21 protein-coding genes, 1 tRNA gene and 1 pseudogene are annotated in these 21,737 nt (G+C 58.3%); 9 read left to right on the top strand and 14 right to left on the bottom strand.

Annotated elements, in window-relative coordinates; all coding sequences use genetic code 11:
* The gene (locus H6973_16445; GenBank protein MCP5127172.1) at nt 1–1,452 is read right to left on the bottom strand and encodes a circularly permuted type 2 ATP-grasp protein; all 1,452 of its coding nucleotides are present in this window, start codon (nt 1,450–1,452) and stop codon (nt 1–3) included.
* A 249-nt stretch (nt 1,453–1,701) separates the two neighbouring features.
* Nucleotides 1,702–2,685: a hypothetical protein gene (locus H6973_16450; protein MCP5127173.1), complete on the bottom strand. Its 984-nt coding sequence runs from the start codon at nt 2,683–2,685 to the stop codon at nt 1,702–1,704.
* A 209-nt stretch (nt 2,686–2,894) separates the two neighbouring features.
* Here H6973_16450 and H6973_16455 point away from each other — a divergent pair.
* Together H6973_16455 and H6973_16460 are read left to right on the top strand one after the other, a co-directional pair.
* A tRNA-Ser gene (locus H6973_16455) sits at nt 2,895–2,987 on the top strand.
* A gap of 193 nt (nt 2,988–3,180) precedes the next feature.
* The gene (locus H6973_16460; GenBank protein MCP5127174.1) at nt 3,181–3,813 is read left to right on the top strand and encodes a hypothetical protein; all 633 of its coding nucleotides are present in this window, start codon (nt 3,181–3,183) and stop codon (nt 3,811–3,813) included.
* An 83-nt stretch (nt 3,814–3,896) separates the two neighbouring features.
* Here the strand turns inward: H6973_16460 and H6973_16465 are convergent, their stop codons facing one another.
* Nucleotides 3,897–5,108: an FAD-dependent oxidoreductase gene (locus H6973_16465; GenBank protein ID MCP5127175.1), complete on the bottom strand. Its 1,212-nt coding sequence runs from the start codon at nt 5,106–5,108 to the stop codon at nt 3,897–3,899.
* 94 nt (nt 5,109–5,202) lie between these two features.
* Between H6973_16465 and H6973_16470 the strand changes: the two genes are divergently transcribed.
* Complete coding sequence (locus H6973_16470; GenBank protein ID MCP5127176.1) at nt 5,203–6,030, top strand: SDR family oxidoreductase; 828 nt, start codon at nt 5,203–5,205, stop codon at nt 6,028–6,030.
* A 25-nt stretch (nt 6,031–6,055) separates the two neighbouring features.
* Here the strand turns inward: H6973_16470 and H6973_16475 are convergent, their stop codons facing one another.
* The 6 genes from H6973_16475 to H6973_16500 form a co-directional block, all read right to left on the bottom strand.
* Entirely contained in the window at nt 6,056–6,379 is a 324-nt protein-coding gene (locus H6973_16475; GenBank protein ID MCP5127177.1) for a DUF3301 domain-containing protein, read from the bottom strand.
* Nucleotides 6,376–7,677 carry a DUF697 domain-containing protein gene (locus tag H6973_16480; GenBank protein MCP5127178.1) on the bottom strand — a complete coding sequence of 434 codons (1,302 nt, stop codon included), beginning with the start codon at nt 7,675–7,677 and terminating at the stop codon, nt 6,376–6,378. The genes H6973_16475 and H6973_16480 overlap by 4 nt, the downstream gene beginning before the upstream one ends.
* Nucleotides 7,655–9,205 carry a 50S ribosome-binding GTPase gene (locus tag H6973_16485; protein MCP5127179.1) on the bottom strand — a complete coding sequence of 517 codons (1,551 nt, stop codon included), beginning with the start codon at nt 9,203–9,205 and terminating at the stop codon, nt 7,655–7,657. The genes H6973_16480 and H6973_16485 overlap by 23 nt, the downstream gene beginning before the upstream one ends.
* Entirely contained in the window at nt 9,192–9,629 is a 438-nt protein-coding gene (locus H6973_16490; protein MCP5127180.1) for a thioesterase family protein, read from the bottom strand. Before H6973_16490 ends, H6973_16485 begins: the two co-directional genes overlap by 14 nt.
* A 107-nt stretch (nt 9,630–9,736) precedes the next feature.
* The gene (locus H6973_16495; protein MCP5127181.1) at nt 9,737–10,150 is read right to left on the bottom strand and encodes a YjbQ family protein; all 414 of its coding nucleotides are present in this window, start codon (nt 10,148–10,150) and stop codon (nt 9,737–9,739) included.
* Nucleotides 10,151–10,196: 46 nt separating this feature from the next.
* Nucleotides 10,197–10,640, bottom strand: coding sequence for a DUF2147 domain-containing protein (locus tag H6973_16500; GenBank protein MCP5127182.1), 444 nt, complete (start codon nt 10,638–10,640; stop codon nt 10,197–10,199).
* A 111-nt stretch (nt 10,641–10,751) separates the two neighbouring features.
* On the opposite strand from H6973_16500, the gene H6973_16505 reads away from it, so the two are divergent.
* Nucleotides 10,752–11,237: a CDP-archaeol synthase gene (locus tag H6973_16505; protein MCP5127183.1), complete on the top strand. Its 486-nt coding sequence runs from the start codon at nt 10,752–10,754 to the stop codon at nt 11,235–11,237.
* On the opposite strand, the gene H6973_16510 is transcribed toward H6973_16505, so the two are convergent.
* Nucleotides 11,234–12,145 carry a metallophosphoesterase family protein gene (locus H6973_16510; protein ID MCP5127184.1) on the bottom strand — a complete coding sequence of 304 codons (912 nt, stop codon included), beginning with the start codon at nt 12,143–12,145 and terminating at the stop codon, nt 11,234–11,236. The genes H6973_16505 and H6973_16510 overlap by 4 nt on opposite strands.
* A gap of 68 nt (nt 12,146–12,213) precedes the next feature.
* Entirely contained in the window at nt 12,214–13,401 is a 1,188-nt protein-coding gene (locus H6973_16515) for an iron-containing alcohol dehydrogenase (GenBank protein MCP5127185.1), read from the bottom strand.
* 91 nt (nt 13,402–13,492) lie between these two features.
* On the opposite strand from H6973_16515, the gene tsaB reads away from it, so the two are divergent.
* Complete coding sequence (gene tsaB, locus H6973_16520; protein MCP5127186.1) at nt 13,493–14,173, top strand: tRNA (adenosine(37)-N6)-threonylcarbamoyltransferase complex dimerization subunit type 1 TsaB; 681 nt, start codon at nt 13,493–13,495, stop codon at nt 14,171–14,173.
* A 99-nt stretch (nt 14,174–14,272) separates the two neighbouring features.
* Entirely contained in the window at nt 14,273–14,752 is a 480-nt protein-coding gene (locus H6973_16525; protein MCP5127187.1) for an Rsd/AlgQ family anti-sigma factor, read from the top strand.
* Nucleotides 14,753–14,768: 16 nt separating this feature from the next.
* Here the strand turns inward: H6973_16525 and H6973_16530 are convergent, their stop codons facing one another.
* Together H6973_16530 and folD are read right to left on the bottom strand one after the other, a co-directional pair.
* Nucleotides 14,769–15,650, bottom strand: a complete 882-nt coding sequence (locus tag H6973_16530; protein MCP5127188.1) for a radical SAM protein — start codon at nt 15,648–15,650, stop codon at nt 14,769–14,771.
* Nucleotides 15,651–15,664: 14 nt separating this feature from the next.
* The gene (gene folD / locus H6973_16535) at nt 15,665–16,567 is read right to left on the bottom strand and encodes a bifunctional methylenetetrahydrofolate dehydrogenase/methenyltetrahydrofolate cyclohydrolase FolD (protein ID MCP5127189.1); all 903 of its coding nucleotides are present in this window, start codon (nt 16,565–16,567) and stop codon (nt 15,665–15,667) included.
* Nucleotides 16,568–17,205: 638 nt separating this feature from the next.
* Here folD and H6973_16540 point away from each other — a divergent pair.
* The 3 genes from H6973_16540 to H6973_16550 all read left to right on the top strand — a co-directional run bounded on the left by H6973_16540 (nt 17,206) and on the right by H6973_16550 (nt 20,273).
* Nucleotides 17,206–19,197 (top strand): SUMF1/EgtB/PvdO family nonheme iron enzyme, encoded by a 1,992-nt coding sequence (locus tag H6973_16540; protein MCP5127190.1) that lies wholly within the window; start codon nt 17,206–17,208, stop codon nt 19,195–19,197.
* Between the two features lie 162 nt (nt 19,198–19,359).
* A complete protein-coding gene (avd, locus tag H6973_16545) occupies nt 19,360–19,719 on the top strand; it encodes a diversity-generating retroelement protein Avd (protein ID MCP5127191.1) in 360 nt (119 codons plus the stop codon).
* Entirely contained in the window at nt 19,716–20,273 is a 558-nt protein-coding gene (locus H6973_16550; protein MCP5127192.1) for a Retron-type reverse transcriptase, read from the top strand. The genes avd and H6973_16550 overlap by 4 nt, the downstream gene beginning before the upstream one ends.
* A 4-nt stretch (nt 20,274–20,277) precedes the next feature.
* On the opposite strand, the pseudogene H6973_16555 reads toward H6973_16550, so the two are convergent.
* A pseudogene (locus H6973_16555) lies at nt 20,278–21,454 on the bottom strand (IS630 family transposase).
* Nucleotides 21,455–21,737 lie beyond the last annotated feature (283 nt).

Here is a 21,737-nt window from a genome sequence, read left to right on the forward strand (position 1 = left end):
TTAGAAGCCCTCGGTGTCGACGATCCAGGTATCCTTGCTTCCCCCGCCTTGCGAGGAGTTGACCACCAGCGAACCCTTGCGCAACGCGACCCGGGTCAGACCGCCCGTAGTGACATAGGTGTTAGGGCCAGAAAGAATGAATGGCCGCAGGTCGACATGACGCGGTTCCATCTGGTCATCACACAACGTTGGCGAGGTCGAGATCGACAACGTGGGTTGGGCCATGTAATTGCGGGGATCTTTCTTGATCAATTCAGCAAAACGCTTGTGTTCGCTGGTCGAGGCGTGCGGCCCCACCATCATCCCGTAACCCCCTGATTCGTTAGCGGGTTTTACGACCAGTTGATCGAGATGATCCAGCACGTACTGCCGGTCCTTTTCTTTCATGCACAGGTAGGAAGGCACATTGGCGATCAACGGCTCCTGATCAAGATAGTATTTGATGATCTCTGGGACAAAGGCATAAACCACTTTATCGTCGGCAACGCCTGCGCCGGGCGCATTCGCCAACGCGACCTTGCCAGCGCGCCAGGCTCGCAGCAGACCCTTGACGCCTAATGCCGAGTCGGGTCGGAACGCCTCGGGGTCCAGGAACAGATCATCAATTCGCCGGTAGATGACATCGACCCGCTCCAATCCTTCGATAGTGCGCATATAGACGCAATCATCATCGCCAACTTCCAGGTCGCTGCCTTCCACCAGTTCCACGCCCATTTGTTGAGCGAGGTACGAATGCTCGAAGTAGGCTGAGTTGTAGATGCCCGGAGTGAGCACCACAACATTCGGATTGTCGCCAGGACGCGGCGACATCGAGGCCAGCATGTCGTAGAGACGCGGCGCATAATCGTCAACCGGGAGAATGCGTTGGTGCTCAAACAACTCCGGGAAAACCCGTTTGGTGACCACCCGATTCTCCAGCATATAGGACACGCCGGAAGGCACCCGCAGATTATCTTCCAACACGTAAATCGTTCCATCCTTGTCACGCACCAGGTCCGAGCCGCAAATATGCGCCCAGACGCCGTGGCGTGGACTGACGCCCATGCATTGCGGACGGAAATTGACTGACTGCGCAAGCACTTCCGCAGGAAATACTCCATCCTTGATGATTTTCTGATCGTGATAGAGATCATCGATAAACAAATTGAGAGCCTGTACGCGCTGTTTGAGTCCGGCCTCGGTGCGATCCCATTCACACTTGGGAATGATGCGCGGCACAACATCAAAGGGCCAGGCCCGGTCAATGCTGCCGCCTTCGGTATACACGGTGAAAGTGATGCCCAGCACTAAGATGGCCAACTCGGCAGCGGTCTTGCGCTCGTGCAACTCCTCATCACTCAAGGAAGCCAGATATTCGCACAGGGCTTGAGCGGCTGGGCGTGGCCCGGAACCGTTGTTAATCAGCTCGTCGTAACAACCGGGAGCAGCATACTGTTGCCAGTGGATGGTCATCGAGTTAGTCCTTAAATTCCTACATTATAAAAACCGACTAATCATCCATGGGAAAAAGCAACATCCAAGCCATAAATGTCTTCTCCGCTTAGATTCGTTCATTACGCGCATAGCATGATGCTTTATTTTAGGAAATCGCCTGATAATAGTGCGTTCTGTTTTGTTAACGCACTTATTCAGTGCGGCGTATGCCACAACTTGAGCTGGAACGTTGATAACATCGTTAGCGCAAGCCGTCAATTAAGTCATTTAACGCTGATTAAACCCCCCAGTATTGCTATTCGAACCCGGCGGCTGCCGCCACCACGGCGTTTGCGATTCCTGGGCGCGTTGCTGACGGAGTTGCTCCTGATAGCGTTGTTCAGCCAGATCTTGTTCCATTTGTTGACGGCGCATCTCTTCCAACTGCGCCTGTTCCCGTTGCTGCTGAGCCAGGCGTGCTTGCTGACGCAGATTCAACAGATTCGCGTTTTGTGGCATCGCGCGTAACCCACGACTGATGTAAGCGAGGCTTTCGTCCGGACGACCTTGGCGCAGGCTTTGTTGAGCGACATCGCGGTAGTAAGCAGCAATATTATCAATGCCCTGGAGCGCAGTGGGATTGCCTGGCTCCAGTTCCAGAACGCGCTGATAGGTTGACAAGGCATTGCTGCTGGCCGGAGCAGTGAACCGACGGCTGGCCATTTGTTGTTGAGCGTCGGCGAGTAATTGCGCGATTTGGGCTTCCGCCGTTACCGGGGCCGGTTCCCCGGACGGTTTCTCTTCCGGCGTTGTATCAGCAACCTCGCGCTGGTCGTCTGGCGAATTGACGGGTTGTTCGATGACCTGCGGGGGCGCATTCGGATCGCTTTCGGTTTCAGGAGACGCCGTCGCTGACGAGGATGCGGCAGCAAGATTTTCAGATGGCGGAGCGTCCGCCGGGTTGGCCAGAGGCTGAAGAGGCTCAGTCTGCGCTGGGAGCGACTTGGCGGGTGGCTCCATGATCGACCCGAGAGGCTGATAGGCAGGACTATCCTGGTTTTCGAACCATTGAATGGGGTCCCGCAGCGCCGGGATTTGCAGCAGAAAATAAAATCCGGTCGCGCAAACGACTGATACAGCGCCCAAGTAGAGCATGAAGTGGGCAAGCCAATTCAGAAAACGGGAACCAAGGGACAGCGATTCCGTCCCTGCATCAGGGACAGAAGCCGCTTCGGAAAGAGGGAAATCAACGGTATCGGGTTCCGGTTTCATAACTAATAAGCCGTACAAAAACTAACCTAATTGATTGCAAGAACTCGCTTGAGGGTCATTTTGCGGGCTATCGCTCAAAAGCAGACTCCTTCAGGAATAAACGACCCGAGCCGTCTCTTACAAATCATAGTGATTAATGGGGATTGGCAAAGCGTCCCAATGAGGTAGAATACAAGCATCTTCCGCATTTGCTCTATGCAACTCCTCCCGGAGAGGTACCGAAGCGGTCATAACGGCGCCGACTCGAAATCGGATGGGGGCTTAGCCGCCCCACGCGGGTTCGAATCCCGCCCTCTCCGCCAAATCAACGGCTTGTACGTTGCTGGCGTTCTTCCTTTTGAATGAGTTATTTAATCATAATAACTCTATTTGCGCTTCCAGAGAAAGTAGTACTTCAACTCAGTGACGGTGTGGGCTAGACTCAACTCGGTTGCAGCGTCGGCAAAATACCCCGTCGCGCATTAAAATTCATCAAGCGATTCAGAGGAGTGAACTATGCCAAAGAAAAAAGAGCCGACCGGAACACCGGTCAAAGCGGGAACTACGAAAACTGCCAACAAGGCCGAACCCTTGAAGACAACGCCCGCCAAGCCTGTAGAAGCCCCCAAACCGGCAACTGCGGAAAGCGCCGCCAAGCCCGCGCCTAAATCCACTGCTTCAGCCAAACCTGCCCCCGCCAAGGCCGCGGAGAAACCGGCGCCAACGCCTGCTACTCCCGCCAAGGCCGCGGAGAAACCGGCAGCAACGCCTGCTACTCCCGCCAAGGCCGCGGAGAAACCGGTAACTGCTTCCACCAAAGCGAAAACCGCCAAAACTTCCGCTGTCGAAACCAAGGTTCCAGCGTCCGGCAAGCGCGCCGATTCCGTTGTCACCGTCATCGTCGCCAAATACGATGTCGGCTTTGGCAACAACCTCTACATTCGCGGCGAAGGCGCTGACCTCGCCTGGGATGCTGGCGCCCCGATGAAAAACGTCGAAAATGATGTCTGGGTATGGACGACAAATGAAATGACTGAAGGGGTCATTTCGTTCAAGTTCCTGATCAATGACAACCCCGATCACTGGTCTGCCGGCGACAATCTGTCCGCCTCGGCTGGCGAAACGACAACCCTGTCGCCAGTCTTTTAAATCGCTTGCCGGGCATGTCGATGGCCGAAAAAACGGCGGTTGAAAAAAGCCCTCACCTCAGTCCCCCTCCCACGCGGAGGGGGTTATACCGTTTCCAATTCCCGTTGCAAACGCGCGAACTCCTGGCGCGAACGGACAACGCAATCCTCAATGGCGATCCCGGTAAAGTAGTTGCCAGTCAACGCCAACCGGCTGCCGGCCAGCAATCCGTCAACGGCCTGTGTTCGTTCCACATGACCTACACGCAGGGCAGGCAGCTGATTAGTCTTACTCACCACATTCGTCAACACCAGTTGATCATTCGGCAAACCGAGCACCTGGGCGATACAATCCCGTTTCCCCGCCTCATCCAACCGCCTTGGCCGGAAATGAAAAGTGAATCCCCGATACGACGGATCCGGGACGGTATCGCGGGAAACGACGGAAAGAAAAGGTTGATTGCGGCCAATCAACCCCGCTACCCGAGGCAAGTTCAATCGGGATTTGGGAATCGCCACGCCGACCGTTTCCACCGTTGCGGTCTCCACTTCCATGATCTGTTCGGTCAACTTCGGAAATCCAGGCCGGAGCAACCGGGTCGTTACCGCGACGGGGGTTGCCAGGCATAGGGCGCGGGCAGTGTAATCGCCACCATCAGTTCGAATGACAAACTGCTCGCCCTGGTTTTGCAGGTCGTTTACGGTACGGCCTAACTCGACGCGAAAGCCGGATGATCCCGCCAGAATATCGGCCAGGGTTTGTAAACCACCCGGCAAGGTAAAACCGCGTGGGACATCCTTGCGCCGGGGACGAGGGTTGAACAGGGCATCGGCGGGAAACTCATCGGCGGGTTGACAGACCACCGCACTGAAAGCCGGTTCGAACACCGTCGCATAATTGCGCGGACCGACGATATGACCGTAATATTCAGCAATGCCGCGTCCGGTCTTGATTAAACCCAGCAACCGGAATGGCGCCAGCAGCAACTCGGAGAAAACCAGTTGTGTAGGAATGCGGCGCACAGCGCCATCGGCAAACAGGCGAAAACCGACTTTGGCGCGGGGCCGCAAGCGCTCGAGCGCATGGAGCGATTCCAGGATCGCCAGCAGATTGCCGTAGGAATTGAATGCGCTATGCGCGCCCAGCTCCAGCCAGAAACCGTCCAGCGCGCCGGTAAAGCGATGCGAATGCAGGCATCCCCCAACCCGATGTTCCTGTTCCAGAACCCGCACGCTCCACCCAGCGGCGGCAGCATAATGCGCCATGCTCAGACCGCTGATCCCGGCGCCAATAATCAATAAATCGCTATCCGCCATGATGACCTCACGTTAGCCAAACCATGCTAGGTTCATCGACCCGGTTTTACGTACCATCGAAAGGGCTTATTACCACGAACCTGAAGGAAACGCCATGACCATCACCTCCTACTTTGCCAGGGATTTATTCCAGGGCCAGACCGTTTTCATCACCGGCGGCAGCAGCGGTATTAATCTGGGCATCGCTCGCAACTTTGCCGCAGTGGGGGCGAACCTTGGCATTGTCGGTCGCTCGCAAGCGAAACTGGACGCGGCGGCGGCGGAACTACGCGCGCTTGGGGCGCAAGTTTCCACTCATTCCGCCGATGTGCGCGACGCAGCGGCATTGGAAACCGCTATGCAGCGCTGCCGTGAAACACTGGGACCGATGCAAACCCTGGTCTGCGGCGCGGCGGGCAATTTTCCCTGCCCGGCTGAACAGATCAGTCCTAATGGCTTCAAATCAGTCATTGATATCGATCTACTGGGTACATTTCACGCCTGCCGGGCCGCATTCGAGCAACTCAAGGAGACGCGCGGCAATATCCTGTTCATCTCGGCGGGACAGGCCTTCATGCCTTATGCGTTCCAGGCCCATGTCGGCGCAGCCAAGGCCGGCATCGATCAGATGATGCGCAATCTGGCACTGGAATGGGGCCGGTTCGGCATTCGATGCAACAGCATCGCGCCCGGCCCGATCGAGGGCACCGAAGGCGTGCGCCGGCTGGTTCCCGAAGGCAGCGCCGATCGATTGAAAAAGATGATTCCACTAGGCCGCTTCGGTACGCCTGACGATATTGGCCAGCTGAGCGTCTTCCTCGCTTCGCCACTAGCTTCTTACATTACCGGTACGCTGGTGGTTGCTGATGGCGGGCAGAATCTGCCGGGGTCCGGGGCGTGGACGCAATTGATTATGGCGGAAATGGCGAAGGGGAAAGGCTAAAGACGAAGCACCGGAATCCGTGCCATCACGGCGCCAGCAGATCGCCGCCTTCCATCTGCAACACTTCCACGCGCCAGCCGACCAGCAACACACAACCGGTCTGGCGGCGATGCCCGGTATCGGTGAATTCGAACACGTACAGTCGCTCCCACTTCAACCGGCCATCATGATCACGCCGCAGCCACAACCGTTCCAGAGCCACAGTATCGTCCAGCAGTTGCACATTGCTCTGGCGACAAGCCCGGGAACTGGCGGCTTGCGCCTGTTCGCGCGCGCCCAGGCTGTCCCGCCAGAACAGCAGGGCGATGCCCACCACGAGCAGAAAGCCAATGAGAAACGAGAAACTCACAACAGCGGCTTCAAGCGCGCCAGGATGTCATCCCGCGCCTGAGCCAGCAACGATTCCCGATCCAGACTGTCAAGAATATCCTGCACGACCCGTTTGGGTCCGCTCTCGCCCCAGGACTTGCCCTGGATGAAGTATTGTTCAGCCGCTTTGCCGACCACATAAGTCCCATACCAGGCGACTGCGCCCTGCGCGCCCGCAGTCACCACGGTGGACAGACCCAGACTGACGCCTTTGAGGGCCGATGCCACCAGGTTCATGCTCCACACCGTGCCCATTAGAAACATCAGTTGGGTAAAGATGGTTTTCAGCAGGGCGCCAGCTTCGCCTCGATTAATCGGCAGACCATAGACCCGGCCAAGATGCACCACCATCGCTGCGTCGGTCGCTACCGCCGCCAGCATGTCCGCGATCGGAATCGGATTCAATGCCACCGCGATGCCTTTGCCCAAACAATAGTTGCGCACCACCTTCTCGGCGACCTCTCGGCGGATGATGACAATTTCCTTGGTCAACCGATCCGAGAAACGCCCGGCGAACAGTCCGGCATTGAGCGCCGCCATGGTCTTGCCTTCCGCCTTCAGAATGTCCCAGATGCGTTCGCGCAATCCGTTCACATCCGGTTGTGGCCGCCGTCGGGTCTCGGTCTCATTGCCCTCGGCGTCGACCAGAATCACGATGCGTTCCGCCGGTTGGGCGGAAGCGGTCACGATGTCCTGGGGCTGGATCAAACCGGTGGTGCGCTGGCGCAGCGTCTTCAACAAGGCGTCGCGGTCGGTTTGGTTATAGCGATCCATTTTGTTCAGCACCAGCACCAGCCGCTGCGCCACGCCTTTCACCTGCCGCAGGGCCTTGATTTCGGTGTCTGTGATATCGCCGTCCACCACGAACATGACCAGATCGCTGCGACTGGCTACGTCATGGGCGAGTTGCTCGCGCTCCTCCCCGGCCACCTCATTAATGCCCGGTGTGTCAATCAAAAATACTCCGCCTGCGTCGTATTCCTGCCAGCGGGCATGAGCGGCGCGGGTCGTCTCGCCATGCAGGGGACTGGTCGAAAACCGGGTCTCGCCGAGCAGCGCATTCAATAAAGCGGACTTGCCCACACTCACCCGACCAAACACCGCGATATGGATATGCCCCTGCTCGATTTTCTCCAGTAATACCTGGAGTTGCTGGTACTCATCGGCCAGCGCCTTGCGCACTGGCGGCGGCACTCGTTGATCGTCCAGTAGATCACGCAGGCTCTCGCGCGCCAATGCCAGATGGTCGTCGCCGTCAACCGGTCGTGGTTCCGGCATTGGCTTCTTCTTCCCGTTTTCGCGCCCAAACCAGTTGGGCCAAACGTTTTGCACGCGCTTCCAAATCTTCACTCAGGTTATCCTCGAACATCCGCAACGTCGGCCCGCTGACCAAATCGCCTCGACTTTCCAGAGAGCGGGCCACCGCCTTGCCCAGACTCTCGAAGACCAGTCCATACACCACGGCGTGCATCATGCCGCCTACCACTGTGCCAATACCCGGAAAGGCCTTAAATACATTGCCGACCAGCGCGAGCAGCAGGTTGAAATTGCGCCTGATCTGATTGCCGGCCAGATTCAGGAACCGTTGCGTATCCATCTCGCGCGCCGGCACTTCATACAGAGCGCACAACTCCTTGATCAGATTAAACCCCAGGTAGCCTTGAATCAGCACATCGGTTCCCGGACTCACCGCCGCCAGCGCCCCAAACACCGCCTTACGCGAATAGCTCTGGATAATCGTCTCGGCTTTGCCGCGCCGGTGCTCGGCCACGGCGGAATCGAGTTTCTGCTGGGCCAGCACGAACACCGCCGTGTCGCGCAGCGCATCCAGCACCTGCGGATCGGTATCCAGATAACGCTGCAAAGCGCATCGCAGATCCTCGACTTCCGGCTTGCGCTCGCGCAGGGAAGTTTCCTCGCGACCGTCATGGTAGATGCGGGTCACTTCCTCGACGCCGCCGCATTGCACCGGCGCCACTTCGACTTGTTCGCCAATCCGCTCAGCCAGGCGTCCACGCACCAGGGTCAATTCTGATTCGGTGAACCGATCGATTTTGTTCAAGGCAACGATCAGCGGACTGCCCAGATCGACCAACGTCCGCAACGCTTCATACTGATTACGGGTCAGATCGCCCTCGCACACATAGAGAATCACATGGGCGCGCAGGGCTTCGTCGCGAGCCATCCGGTCCAGACTGCCGTCCGCCTCATTCAGACCTGGCAAATCGGCCAGCACCAGACGGTCGCCCGCCGAACTGGTCCAGGTGTAGTAGCTCACTTCGCGAGTCGTGCCGCCGCAGACATCGACCGCAATATCGGTTCCCGGCAGCAGGGCGCGAATCAGCGAGGATTTGCCGGCGCTGATTTCGCCGAATATGGCGACGATGATTTCGCCCACCGCCCGTCGGCGCTGCAACTCTTCCAATTCGTGACGGATATCGTAAACCGGCACCCCGGCGGCTTCGCTGCGCTCCATCCGTTCGCGCAGCGTCGCCTCGTCCGGCGGCGGGGCCGGCTTACGGGGTTTTTCACTGGGACGGCCCCAGCGCAATACGCGCCAGACCGCGTAAGCGCCACCGCCGCTCAAGACGCACAAAATGAACAGATAAACGACCCAGAACGTCGTCGGCGCACGCTGCAAGCGCTCCCAGACTGACAGGCCCAGGTCGGTGATATACAGCACCAGCACCAGCAGGAACGCCACGCCCACACTGGCGCCGATCGCCAGTATCAAACGCACCGGCAAGAGCGCCCGAGCAGCGGGCGACAGCGGCAGCTTGGACAGTAAGGGCTTAGACAGCGACATCGGGCGGGAACAGGTCAAGGAACGGTTGCGGAATCTTCTGGATAGCGCGCCGGGCGTAGTCGAAGAACACTATGCCGGTTTTAGCTTGCGCCACTTCCCGACCACTGACTTTTTCCGTGACGCGGTAAAGAAAATCGCAGCCGTACTTGTTGAAATCGGCGAGCGCGATGGCGACAACCAGAGTTTCACCAGGGAACGCCTCGGATTTATACACCAGAGCGCTATCGGTCATGATCAGTCCAAAGCCGCCAATGCTCCCTTCGCTGAGACCGTAATGTTCCAGGAAACAAACGCGCGCCTCGTGCAGCAGACCCAGCATGGCGTCATTGCCCAAGTGTCCGCCATAATTAACGTCAGTGATCCGTACCCGTAGTTCGGTGGTAAATAAATAATGGGCTGGCAGTTCTAGTTTAATTCGCGCCATGCGCCGCCTCGATCTCGGAAGTCCGTTTTAATGATTAGGTGTGAAAGTCCGACCGCTTTATGCAACATTGCGGTCGCGGCGGGAATTGTAAACGATTATCGGTTAAATCACCCCTCCTGATCAGCCAGCACCGTGCAAACCACGCGGCGGTCGTTACGCGGCCCATCGAATTCGCAGAAAAAGATATTTTGCCAGCGAGACAGCCCCAACTTGCTGTCAATCACCGGAATCGTCTCCGACGGTCCAACCAACCCCGCCTTCAGATGGGCGTCACCGTTGCCGTCCTGCTGGTCATGCAGCCACACCCCGCGTGGAATCAGCTTGCGCAGCAGATTAACCACGTCCGTTTGCACACTGTCATCCCAGTTTTCCTGGATCATGGTCGCAGCGGTAGCGCCTTGGGCGTAAACCGACAGCAGGCCGTCGCGGACGCCGCTGGCCTTGAGCGCTGCCGCCACCTGTGGGGTAATATCAATCAATTCCTCGCGCTGTCGGGTCGACAGGTGAATGATTTGACGCATGGCCTTATCTCTTTATTATGACACTTGGAATACCGGCGCGATTCGGTTACTTGACTCGTTGCCACTGCTGCTGCTTGCTGAAGAACATCCATTTGCCGGTCACTTCCAGTATTTTACCATCCGCATTCAATTTGGCTTTACTAGCATAAACGCCGCCGTCCGCAGGATTGAAAATCTTGCCGCCGGTCCATGCATCGCCGTCTTTTTTCAGATCCCATAGAATCTTCATGCCCACTAATGGCTTGTCCTTCGACTCACCCTCACATTTGCTACAGGTTTTCTCTTTGGCGCCTTCCAGCAATTCCACGATTTTTCCAGTCAGTACGCCATTGCTTTCGGTGATTTCGACGATACTCTTGGGTTTGCCAGACTGGTCGTCGATGGTTCGCCATTGTCCCACCGGGGACTGGGGATCGGCGGCCTGAGCGGTCGTGAGCAGCAGCAGGCCACACAGGGCGCCAAGGCCGGTGATGAGTGCGATTTTTTTCATGGATATTCTCCTGGTTGGTTTGCAGGCCGTGGCAAAGCGCGGTCAAATTCAGTGTAGGCGGTAGCGGTTATGGTTGCCTGCACAATGACGGCTGCATAATGGAGCGAGGGCATGTTGCCGGTCGAATGGGGTTTGTTGCTATTGATTCTGGTTGCCAACGGTACGCCAGTTCTTGTCACGCGGCTCTGTGGCGACTGGGGCGGTCGCCCATTGGATGGCGGCTGGATACTGGCGGATGGACGTCGCCTGCTGGGCGATGCCAAAACCTGGCGAGGACTATTAGCCGCAATGCTGGCAACCGGACTGGGTGCAGTATTGCTGCACTGGCCGATAGGGGTCGGGATCATCATCGGCCTGGCCGCCATGTTGGGGGATGTGCTGTCAAGCTTTATCAAACGCCGTTTAGGTCTGGACTCCAGCAGTCAATCTGTGGGGCTGGATCAGATTCCCGAAGCGCTGTTGCCCCTGCTGGCGGTAGCGGAGACTTTTGCTCTGGGCGGGCTGACGATCGCTATGATCGTGGTGGGATTTGCAGTGCTGGAACTGACGCTATCGCCGCTTTTCTACTGGCTCGGCATCCGCAACCGGCCCTATTAAACAGACTCCTTTTGCTGGGCAGTGAAGCAGCGTAGCCGATGCAACGTGATTTCCGGCGGACAGTTGAAGCGTACTCCGACCACCGATGAACCCGAACCGACCGAGGTATAACCCTGCATGGTGTGATAACGCCAGAGACCTTTGCAAAAACGGCGTGGACAGTGAGCATTCGTCATCAAGGCGATCCCACCTGGCAGGCAGATCTGACCGCCGTGCGTATGGCCGCTGAGCATCAGGTCGAAACCGGCGTGAGCCGCCAGTCGATAGGGTTCCGGGGAATGGGAAAGCAGGATAGCGGCGGCATCGTGAGGAATCGCGGCAGCCGCCTTGTGGAAGTTGTCGACCTGATAGTAGTGCGGATCGTCAATACCAGCCAAATAGAGCGTCGCTCCGTCGCGTTCCAGCGCCACCGATTCGTTCAGCAGCAGAAAAATATCCAGTTGCTCAATCCCGCTGACCATCCGGATCGAGTCGTGGTTGCCCAGGATGGCGTAAACCGGTCCGCGCAGATGTGGACGCACCTCGGCCAGCGCCGCGATGATCGCTTTATAGGCGCCATACGTTTTAGCGCGAAAGTCGCCGGTGATCACACATACGTCATAGTCCACTGCTTGCAGGCGTTCGATCAAGACGGCGGGATAGGCGGGATGAGCATCCAGATGCATATCGCTCAAATGCAGCAGGGTAAAACCGTCAAACGCTACCGGTAACCGGGACAGAACGATGTCGTTGCGGCGGATCTGCAGCGCAGCGGCGTTGCGCACTCCCCGTTGGTACAGTCCCAAGCTGCGCAGTGTCAAGCGTATCAGCGTGTGTATCGAGTACCAGTTCTCGATGTGGAAGAAAGTCCGGCCCCGTCCGAAGATTTGCGTCGCATGTTCGGCCTCAATGCCAAGTCGTTGCTGCAAATGCACCCGGCCCAGGCGCTGTTCGAGTTGCCGGTATTCAGTGGATTCACGATCCAAAATAGCCGCCTTTAGAGCCGTTGCCGCATTACGTCAGTGATTTCGGCATCGCTGAGCGCCAACGGGTTGGTCTTCATGCTGCTGCCGCGTGAATGGGTGACAACGTGGGCGAAATCACTCTCCTGAATGCCATAAACATTTAAGCGAGGCAGACTCAGTCGCTCGGTCCATTCATCCAGCAAGGCTAACAGCGCAGCGTGGCCTTCTTCCAGACTCGGAAAATGCCGGCCATGCAGCAGATCGCCAGCGCGGGCATATTTACGCCAAGCTGGATTGTTGGGATCGCGCTCCCGCAGCGCCGCCAGGTTAACGCGGGTCGCGGCCCCAACCAGAGTGCCGCAGACTACGCCATGCGGGATCGGGAAGAATGCACCCAGAGGCGAAGCCAAACCATGCACCGACCCCAGGCCGGTCTGCGCCAGGCAAACGCCGGACAGCAATGCTGCATAGGCCATGTTTGCTTGTCCGGCAGCGGCGTTTTCTCCATTTTCATACCACGCGAACAAACCATCTCGCACGGCCTGCAAACCGCTTTCCGCCAGCGCATCCGTGAAGAGATTCGCTTTAATCGACACATAAGATTCCAGCAGTTGCGTCAATGCATCCATCGCATTGGCAGCGATCTGCGGCTTGGGACAGGACGCCAGCAGGTCAGGATCAAGCAGCGCGTATTCTGGAACCAGCTTGTCATCGCGAAAGGACTTTTTGAAGCCGTCAGGGCCACGCTGACTCAGGACGGCATTTTTAGTGGCTTCGCTGCCTGTGCCGGCGGTGGTCGGCGCCGCGATAAACGGTAGCGCCGGCCCTTGATAGGTTTTTTCCGGGCCGACCCCTTCCAGGTAGTCCATGACCGAATCGCCGACCTGCAATAAACCGGCGATGGCTTTGGCGGCGTCCAGGACGCTGCCGCCGCCGATGCCGGCAACTGCGGTGAACCCCTGGCCGTGAAATTCCCGAACTGCGTCATCCACGTTTTGCGGTGACGGTTCATCCGTGATCCGCACCTGCGCCCAGTCGATGTTGGCCTTTTCCAGAGCGTTCAACAGCGCTGGCCAGTGGGGCGATTCAACAAATGAGCGCTGGCCAGTAATCAACAGCACCCGGTTGCCGTACCGGGCGATCAGACCGGGGAGTTTTTTGATGCTGCCAGCGCCGAATTCAATGCGCGGCAAACGGGCAATTGAGAAAGGAGTGATCATAGCGGCGCTCCAAGAGATTTCATGAATTAAAACCAAAAGCACTATAAGCTATTTCTCTGGTCAATCTCAAAACGCCTGATGGGAGTACACCGTGAAACTGCTGGCCCTGGAGACCGCCACCGAAGCCTGTTCCGCCGCTGTGTGGGCAGATGGCGCTGTATTGGAGCGCTATGCACTGGCTCCACGCCGCCATGCGGCGCTCATTCTACCGATGATCGAGGCAGTGCTGGCGGAAGCCGGATTGAGGATTAATCAATTAGACGCTCTGGCAATCGGGCGCGGACCCGGCGCCTTCACCGGAGTCCGTATTGCGACAGGGATTATCCAGGGCATTGCCTTCGCCAGCGATCTGCCGGTCGCGCCGGTATCCACCCTGGCGGCGCTGGCCTTTGGCGTTACCCGGGAACCCGGTCAGACGCGAATCGCCACCGCGCTGGATGCTCGCATGGGGGAGGTGTACTGGGGAACCTGGATGATCGATGGCGAAACCGTAGAACTGCTGGGCCAGGAGCGGGTTTGCGCGCCTGCTCAGGTCACTGCTCCGCCAGGCGAATGGTTTGGAGCCGGGGCTGGTTGGGCCGCTTATTCCCAAACTTTGCTGCAACGGCTCACTGTAAGCGGCTGGCAGGGCGACTGCTATCCCCATGCTGGCGATGTGGCCCGCCTCGCCGCGGCTCCCAGCGGACGCAGTGAATGGCTGACCGCTGAGCAAGTGTTGCCCGTCTATTTGCGCAATCAGGTTGTGAGTCAGCTCCCTGCGGTATCCCGCTAAATCGTGTTGCGAATATTTGGCATTTAAGTATCATTCGCGGTAAGCTCCCTCCGCTGTAGCCAAAAAGACAAAAAGCATGACTACCTGGAGGATATGCCCATGAATACTGCGATAATTGCTGATCCTGCCCACAGTAAGGCGCTGCCCGACCTGGTGGCCAAGCTGCTGACCGCGCGTCAGGAAAGCCTGGTGCTTTATCAAAAACTGGCTGCGATGAAACCCTTTACGCTGGTTGATCCTGCGCGGCATCGATTGCGACGATTTCAGCAGGCGCTGGTGGATTATCTGGCGCTGGGGCCGTTCGAGGTCTATCAGGCGCTGGAGGAACAACCGGCGGATTCGCCGTATCGTCAGGCCCGCGAACTGGCCCGGCGACTTTATGCCCCCATTGCTTTCACCACCCAAGCTGCACTGGCCTTCCATGATCGCTACGACGGCGAATTATCGGAACCGGCGCTTGCACAACTGGACCAGGCGCTCTCGCAACTGGGTGAATCATTGGCAACCCGTATTGAACTGGAAGATCAGATTTTGGCTGCCGTTAGCCACAGCCTAACCCAATCTCGGGTAGCGGCTTGATTTTTTGTTAATAGCTTCAGTAACCCCTTAGCCAGGCCGGGCGCAACGACGTCCGGCCGGTCAGCGCTTCTCCCAGTTGCGCCAACAAGCGTTCGCGATCCCTGGGCAATTCACCCGCCAGCGCCAGGGCGTTGGACGCATGATTGGAACGAAACACCAGCGGCGCGAGCGGATTTAACCGCTCGATCAGCCGCGCCTGCTCCTCTAAAAGCGCGTGGTCATCCTGCTCCTGGAACGGTTCACGGAACTTGCGATGAAATTCGTCATGGATCATCGGATCCAGCATGAGTTGCAAGGTTGAGAGATAATCCAGCTTCACCTGGTTGACCAACTCAGCAGTGGCGTCGATGTGTTCCCGCCAGCGCGCCTGTCCGCCGAGACCAAGAATCACCGTCGCGGAGAGGGTTAATCCCGCCTGTTTGGCTTTGGTCAAACCATTTGCCATCGCTTCCGGCGTTGCACCCTTGGTAATGCGTTTCAGTAAATCTGCCGCGCCGGTTTCAATACCGTAATACAACAGTTTCAGACCGTTCTCGCGCAATGCCGTCAGTTCTTCCACTGACTTCTTCAATAGATTGGCGGGCAGCGCGTAACTGGATACGCGCTCCAGGCGGGGGAAGGCCGCGCGCAGCGATTCCAGCAGCACCAGCAGATGATCAGTCGGCGCGGCCAGGGCGTCGCCATCGGCCAGGAACACGCGCCGAATTCCGGGAACGGCTTGCGCCATAGCCTGGATTTCGGCCTGAACCGACGCCAGGGGACGAATGGCAAAGGTTTTGGTTCGGTACATCGAACAAAAACTACAGCGGTTAAAGCTGCATCCCAGGGTCACCTGCAAAATGAAACTGTCCGCCTCGGAGGGCGGTCGCCAAAGCGGCATGTCGTAATGGATCAACATCGTGAATTCTCGGGCTAATCCGCTATGGGCAGGATATCGGGAACAGAGATTCCGTGCTGCCGACAAGTGGCGGTCAAGGTATTCAGCAACAGACAGGCGATGGTCATCGGCCCTACCCCGCCCGGCACCGGGGTAATCGCGCCCGCGACTTCAACCGCCGAGGCGAAGTCTACATCGCCGGTCAATCGACTCTTGCCATCGGGAGTGGGAAGGCGGTTGATGCCGACGTCGATCACCGTCGCACCCGGTTTCAGCCAGTCACCCTTCACCATCTGCGCCCGGCCCACCGCCGCCACCAGGACATCCGCTCGCCGGCATTCATCCACTAGGTCGCGGGTGCGGGAATGGGCGATCGTTACGGTGCAATGCTCACGCAGCAGCAGGGCCGCCATCGGCTTGCCCACGATATTGGAGCGTCCCAGCACTACCGCCCGTTGGCCGGCCAAATCCCCAGCATGGGCTTTCAGCAGCATCAGGCAACCCAGCGGGGTGCAGGGCGCCATTGCGGTTCCACCGGTCGCCAGCAGACCCGCGTTGACCGGATGGAAACCGTCGACATCCTTAGCAACGGCGATAGTCTCGATGACCGTCTGCGGATCAATCTGTTGGGGAAGAGGCAACTGCACCAGAATGCCGTTGACCGCCGGATCCTGGTTCAATTCGACAATACGCTCCAGCAATTCGGATGAGGTCGTGGTGGCGGGCAACCGGTATTGAAAGGAATTCATACCCGCTTCCTGAGCCTGCAAGCCCTTGTTACGCACATAGATCTGGCTAGCGGGGTCTTCACCTACCAGGACAACCGCTAAGCCTGGGGTTAAGCCATACACCGTTTTGAGCCGGGCGACTTGCACCGCGATGCTGGCGCGGAGTTGGGCAGCGAAATTTTTACCGTCAATAATCGTGGCCGTGGCCATGGATTCTTCCCTTGATGGTTGAAAGCGTCCGCCAATTCTACTACAGGACGCTGACCTGCTGCCGTTATGCGGATGTCGAGGGGGCCTGAATTTGCTATTGTCTTGCTCGCCGTTATCCCTACATTCCGGGTCATGGCTATTCACTGCAGCAGTACGCAGTGCGTACCCTACTCTTGAATGATCGGTATCAACGTCATCGATGTAGGGTACGCACCGCGTACCTTGGAATGCAGGCTAAACAGGTTGCCAGACTATAATTCTCATCACATCAAACGATAGCTGTTAAATTCTGTGTAGCCCAGTAGGGTACGCATAGCGTACCTTTTCTCAGCGCGGGAAATCCTCACCTCCTTCCAGCGTGAACCGGACGAAGGCGGCTATGCTTTTTGTTCTCGCCCGGTAACCGTTCAGTCCCACCCTTTGGCAAAGGGGGTCAGGGGGAATTTTAGAGCCGTCGCCCGTGCGCAATCCCCCACCGGCCCCCCCTTTTTCAAAGGGGGGAGGTGAACGCTTACGCGGCAGGTTGGCTGAACGGATGGACATCCAGGCGCTGCTTACCTGATTTTCGCTTTGCCTTCGTGAATCCATGAATTGGGAGGAACCCCGCTGTGTTAACCGAAGCGCTGACCTTCGTTTCGATGGACTGGATCAAGCCGCTTGCCAAGAAACTGAAGGTAATTCGAGATGATAGAATCGGAGAAATCAACCGGATCGCTGACACCTTCGGCGATCCTAAAGAGCTGGCGCGCTTTTATGTCGAACCCAAATGCCAGCACCATAACCCGGCGGATTACCACGAGGACGAAGCATCCATCTCGTATGTAAAAACGCCGATATTCACCACCATCAACGACTTTTTAAACAGAGAAGTCGCCATACGAGACGGGCGCACTCAACTGTTTATTCTGGCCGACGCCGGCATGGGCAAAACCTCCCTGCTGGTCATGCTCAAGCTGACGCATCTCCTGGCGTTCTGGCCCCCAGGGTACGATTGCCTGCTGTTGAAACTCGGCTCCGATACTCTGGAGGTGGTTCGCCAGCACCCGAACAAGGCGAATACCGTGTTGTTGCTCGATGCCCTGGACGAGGACCCGACCGCCTGGGGCCATATCGAACAACGGCTGGTCGAGTTGCTGCACGCAACCACCTCCTTCCGGCGCGTCCTCCTTTCATGCCGCACGCAGTTTTTTCCCGAAACCGGAGCAGATCCGTTTGGCAGCCCTGGCCGGGTGACCGTAGGCGGTTTCATCTGCCCCATGCTTTTTCTTTCGCTCTTCGATGAGCGTCAGGTACACGAATATTTATCCAAACGATTTCCCGACCCTTGGCACTACGGACTAACGGGGTGCAGGCATCCGTCGTGGCTGCGCGCCGAGCAACTCCTCAGCTCCATGCGTTCCCTGCGCTTTCGACCGTTGCTCCTGGCCTACATCCAGGACCTGCTGGACGCCAACCGGACGCAGTGGGACGAGTACGCCCTCTATGAAGCACTCACGGAAACGTGGTTGCTGCGGGAAGTGAGCAAGCTGGCGAAACAAGGCATCAAGCTGACCCAGGAAGACCTGTGGACAAGCTGTACCGCCGTGGCGGTTCACCTGCAAGCACTTGGGAAGCGCGTGCTGTCCCAGGCCGAGCTACGGGGTTTGGTGGCCGGGTTGCCGATGATCGCCCATATTGAGCAGCTCGATTTTGGAGGGCGTTCGTTGATGAACCGCACCTCGGACCGCGAATATCGGTTTTCGCATTACAGCACCCAGGAATTCCTGGGGATTCATGCCCTCGTCGAGGGCCAGTTGGAAGTGGTGAAGGGGATTTGCCCGGCGGCGACTCGGGAACCGAAGCTGCGGGCCACGGCGCAAATGCTGGACTTCTTGCGTTGCTGTACCGATAAAGTTGATGGACTGCAATTGTTGAAGTGGCTGGATTGGAGCGACATTAAACTGAATCAGTTGGCGGGATGGCTCCGCTTCCAGGAACGTTTGCCGGGTGATGATACAGGCCCGGAGATGGTGGTGATACCCGCCGGTGAATTCCTCATGGGTTCACCTGAGGGTGAACCGGAGCGCCAAGCCGATGAAGGACCACAGCACACTGTGGTTTTAGCGCAACCTTTTGCGATGGGCCGGTATGCGGTCACGTTCGAGGAGTACGACCGTTTCTGTGCGGCGACCCGCCGGGATCAGCCGAATGACCGCGGCTGGGGCCGTGGGCGGCGGCCGGTGATCAACGTCTCGTGGGAAGACGCGGTTGCGTACTGCGCCTGGCTTTCGTACGAGGCGGGAGCATCTTATCGGTTACCCAGCGAAGCTGAATGGGAATATGCGGCGCGAGCGGGGACTACGACCGCCTTTTGGTGGGGCAACGAGATTGACCCGACTCGCGCCAACTATGACGGCAGATCTGCCTATCGAAATGGAGCGCGCGGTGCGTATCGCCAAAGAACTGTGCCCGTAGACGATTTCCAGCCGAACCCGTTTGGTCTCTATCAAGTGCATGGCAATGTCTGGGAATGGGTCCAGGATTCCTGGCATGACGATTATCAGGGCGCACCGACGGACGGTTCGGCGTGGGAGGAAGCGGGCAGCGGTCCCCGGGTGCTGCGGGGCGGCTCGTGGGACTACGTTCCGTAGAGGTTGCGGTCGGCCGCGCGCTACTGGCTCCTCCCGCGCCTCGTGTACGACATCGTGGGATTCCGTCTGGCCAGGACTTTAACCCTTTGATCTTTATTCTTTTACCCTTTCAGGGGTCCAGGGGGCGAAGCCCCCTGGTCGCGTTTTTTTAGGGGGTAGGGTATGGATGAGAAACTCGATCAAGGGACACCGCGCGCTGTGCAAGCCTGCCATGAACTGCTGGCCTGGCTTATTCCGTTGCTCGACCAGTTTCCGCGCTCGCGCCGGTTTACGCTCGGGGAGCGGCTGGAAACGGGCTGGCTCGCCGTGCTGGAAGCGCTGGTGGAAGCGGCCTACAGCCGCGACAAACGCGCCGCGTTGACTCGCGCCAACCTCCGGCTGGCGGTGAACCGGCATCTATGGCGGTTGGCCCTGGAGCTGAAGGTCATCAACCTGAAACGCTACGAACATGGAGCCAAGCTGATCGACGATCTGGGTCGGCAGATCGGCGGCTGGCTGCGGTCGCGGGACGCCGCGCCATGAAGCGGCTGGATGACTTGTGGCCGCAAGTGGTGGCGTTTGAAAATCTTTGGCTGGCCTGGCGCAAGGCCCGGCGGGGCAAGTCTCGCGCCGCTAGCGTGGTCGCTTTCGAGTTGGACTTGGAGGCCAACTTGCTGGCGCTGCGACGCGAACTGGAAACCGGTGATTACCAACCCGGCGTGTACCGATTGTTCACGATCTACGAGCGCAAGCCGCGCCGGATCGCCGCCGCGCCGTTCCGGGACCGGGTCGTGCATCATGCTGTGATGAACGTTATCGAACCGCCCCTGGATCGCCGCTTCATCCACGATTCCTACGCCTGCCGACGCGGCAAAGGCGTGCATGCGGCGGTGGACCGCTACCAGGGTTGGGCGCGACGTTATCGCTATGCCCTCAAATTGGATGTACAGCAGTATTTTCCCTCGATTGACCACACCATTCTCAAAACCACCCTCCGCCGCTACCTGCGCGATGAGCGGGTGCTGGCGCTGCTGGAGCAGATTATCGACGGTACTCCGGACGTAAGCGTTCACCTCCCCCCTTTGAATGATCTTTAAAAATTTAATCCGGTACTTCTAGCCCCACGTAGCGCAGTAGTTCCAAGGAACCTTGGGCAAACTGATTGAGGAAGCGGTCGATCTCGGTGCGGAGGGTGTCGAGGTCCTCCGCCCAGCGATGCAGGTGGGTCACGTCCTGGCGCAATTTGCGCCAGAGCTTTTCGATCGGATTACACCAGGAGGCATAGGTGGGTAGGGGAACGATTTGGATCGGCAGTTTCAGTTCGCCCCATCGTCGGATCGCCGCGGCACTCGGTTCCGTGGGCCAATTCGGTGGGCGATACCACGGCCAGCGGGTCTCTTGAGATTCCAAGGCCACCAGAAGGTCCGGATGGGTATGCACGGGCCAGTTATCCTGAATGACGTAGATACGCTCCGCGTCGGGATAGGCCCGGCACAGGGCCTGATAAAACATCACCAAAAAGGCGACGGTGATTTTGCTGGCGCGCTGATGAAAGACCGCACCGGTCAGCGCATTCAAGACCCCGAGCACCCGGGTGACCGTATTGGATTTCGGACTGCGCACCGCCTGGGCGTGCTCGGATGACCCCTTGGGTGCATAGGCATTCGCGACCGTCGGTTGCCGTTCCACCGTCACTTCATCCAGGTAGACCGTCACGACCCGCCCCGGTTGGGCCTGCGCCGCGGCGACCGCCGCCTGGACATCGGCCAATTTGGCATCATCGTCGGGATCAGGACTGCGGATGGCCGCCCGCGCCCGCTTCCACACAATGCGGGCGCGCCGCAGCACCGTATGCACCCCCGCCAGCGTCAAACCGCCCAGCCACGCACACGCCTGCTGGAGGCCCGCCAAGGTCCAGCGGGTCTGCGCCACGCCGCAGACCCGCGGATCCCGTTGACAAAGGTGTTGCAACTCCGTATGGGCCACCGCCGCCGTCGAATGCTGAGGGGGAAAAAGCAGGCTTTCGCCCGCGGCCTGGATGGACCTTCATGCCGGCGCTGCCGGTGGCTTGATAGCGATCTAACCAGTCATAAACCGTATCGGGTCGCCGCGGCCTTAACAAGCCATGTCGCGCTACGAATGCCGCCGGCATCCCATCGGCGATTTTCAACAGCGCGGCCGCCCGCTCGCGCAGATAGGGCTGACAGGCATGATCCCGCATCTGAACCAATTCCTGGCGTTCGGTCTCATTCAACACAAGCTGGCGTCGCGGCATCATCGGCTCCTCGGACAGGGGTAGAATCGCTCCCTTACTATACCGGATTAAATTTTTAAAGATCATAAAAAGAGGGGCCGGGGGGGATTTCGCACGGGCGACGGGGCCAAAATCCCTCCTTTGCCAAAGGGGGGGACTGAACGGTTACCTCCAGACCTACTGCCGACTGAACCTGTCTATTTCCCCGGCGACGACCTGCTCGCGCCGCTGGAGCGGCGTTGCGGTATTCCCATCGGCAATCTCACCAGCCAGTTCTTTGCCAATTTGTACCTGGACGCCCTGGATC

This window comes from Gammaproteobacteria bacterium, assembly GCA_024235095.1.
Classification (GTDB): Bacteria; Pseudomonadota; Gammaproteobacteria; order Competibacterales; family Competibacteraceae; genus UBA2383.

What these genes read in the sequence shown, in the direction of transcription:
- H6973_16445 (MCP5127172.1), bottom strand. Translation starts at nt 1,452, where the DNA reads ATGACCATCCACTGGCAACAGTATGCTGCTCCCGGTTGTTACGACGAG.
- H6973_16450 (MCP5127173.1), bottom strand. Translation starts at nt 2,685, where the DNA reads ATGAAACCGGAACCCGATACCGTTGATTTCCCTCTTTCCGAAGCGGCT.
- H6973_16460 (MCP5127174.1), top strand. Translation starts at nt 3,181, where the DNA reads ATGCCAAAGAAAAAAGAGCCGACCGGAACACCGGTCAAAGCGGGAACT.
- H6973_16465 (MCP5127175.1), bottom strand. Translation starts at nt 5,108, where the DNA reads ATGGCGGATAGCGATTTATTGATTATTGGCGCCGGGATCAGCGGTCTG.
- H6973_16470 (MCP5127176.1), top strand. Translation starts at nt 5,203, where the DNA reads ATGACCATCACCTCCTACTTTGCCAGGGATTTATTCCAGGGCCAGACC.
- H6973_16480 (MCP5127178.1), bottom strand. Translation starts at nt 7,677, where the DNA reads ATGCCGGAACCACGACCGGTTGACGGCGACGACCATCTGGCATTGGCG.
- H6973_16485 (MCP5127179.1), bottom strand. Translation starts at nt 9,205, where the DNA reads ATGTCGCTGTCTAAGCCCTTACTGTCCAAGCTGCCGCTGTCGCCCGCT.
- H6973_16490 (MCP5127180.1), bottom strand. Translation starts at nt 9,629, where the DNA reads ATGGCGCGAATTAAACTAGAACTGCCAGCCCATTATTTATTTACCACC.
- H6973_16495 (MCP5127181.1), bottom strand. Translation starts at nt 10,150, where the DNA reads ATGCGTCAAATCATTCACCTGTCGACCCGACAGCGCGAGGAATTGATT.
- H6973_16500 (MCP5127182.1), bottom strand. Translation starts at nt 10,640, where the DNA reads ATGAAAAAAATCGCACTCATCACCGGCCTTGGCGCCCTGTGTGGCCTG.
- H6973_16505 (MCP5127183.1), top strand. Translation starts at nt 10,752, where the DNA reads ATGTTGCCGGTCGAATGGGGTTTGTTGCTATTGATTCTGGTTGCCAAC.
- H6973_16515 (MCP5127185.1), bottom strand. Translation starts at nt 13,401, where the DNA reads ATGATCACTCCTTTCTCAATTGCCCGTTTGCCGCGCATTGAATTCGGC.
- H6973_16525 (MCP5127187.1), top strand. Translation starts at nt 14,273, where the DNA reads ATGAATACTGCGATAATTGCTGATCCTGCCCACAGTAAGGCGCTGCCC.
- H6973_16530 (MCP5127188.1), bottom strand. Translation starts at nt 15,650, where the DNA reads ATGTTGATCCATTACGACATGCCGCTTTGGCGACCGCCCTCCGAGGCG.
- folD (MCP5127189.1), bottom strand. Translation starts at nt 16,567, where the DNA reads ATGGCCACGGCCACGATTATTGACGGTAAAAATTTCGCTGCCCAACTC.
- H6973_16540 (MCP5127190.1), top strand. Translation starts at nt 17,206, where the DNA reads ATGGACTGGATCAAGCCGCTTGCCAAGAAACTGAAGGTAATTCGAGAT.
- avd (MCP5127191.1), top strand. Translation starts at nt 19,360, where the DNA reads ATGGATGAGAAACTCGATCAAGGGACACCGCGCGCTGTGCAAGCCTGC.
- H6973_16550 (MCP5127192.1), top strand. Translation starts at nt 19,716, where the DNA reads ATGAAGCGGCTGGATGACTTGTGGCCGCAAGTGGTGGCGTTTGAAAAT.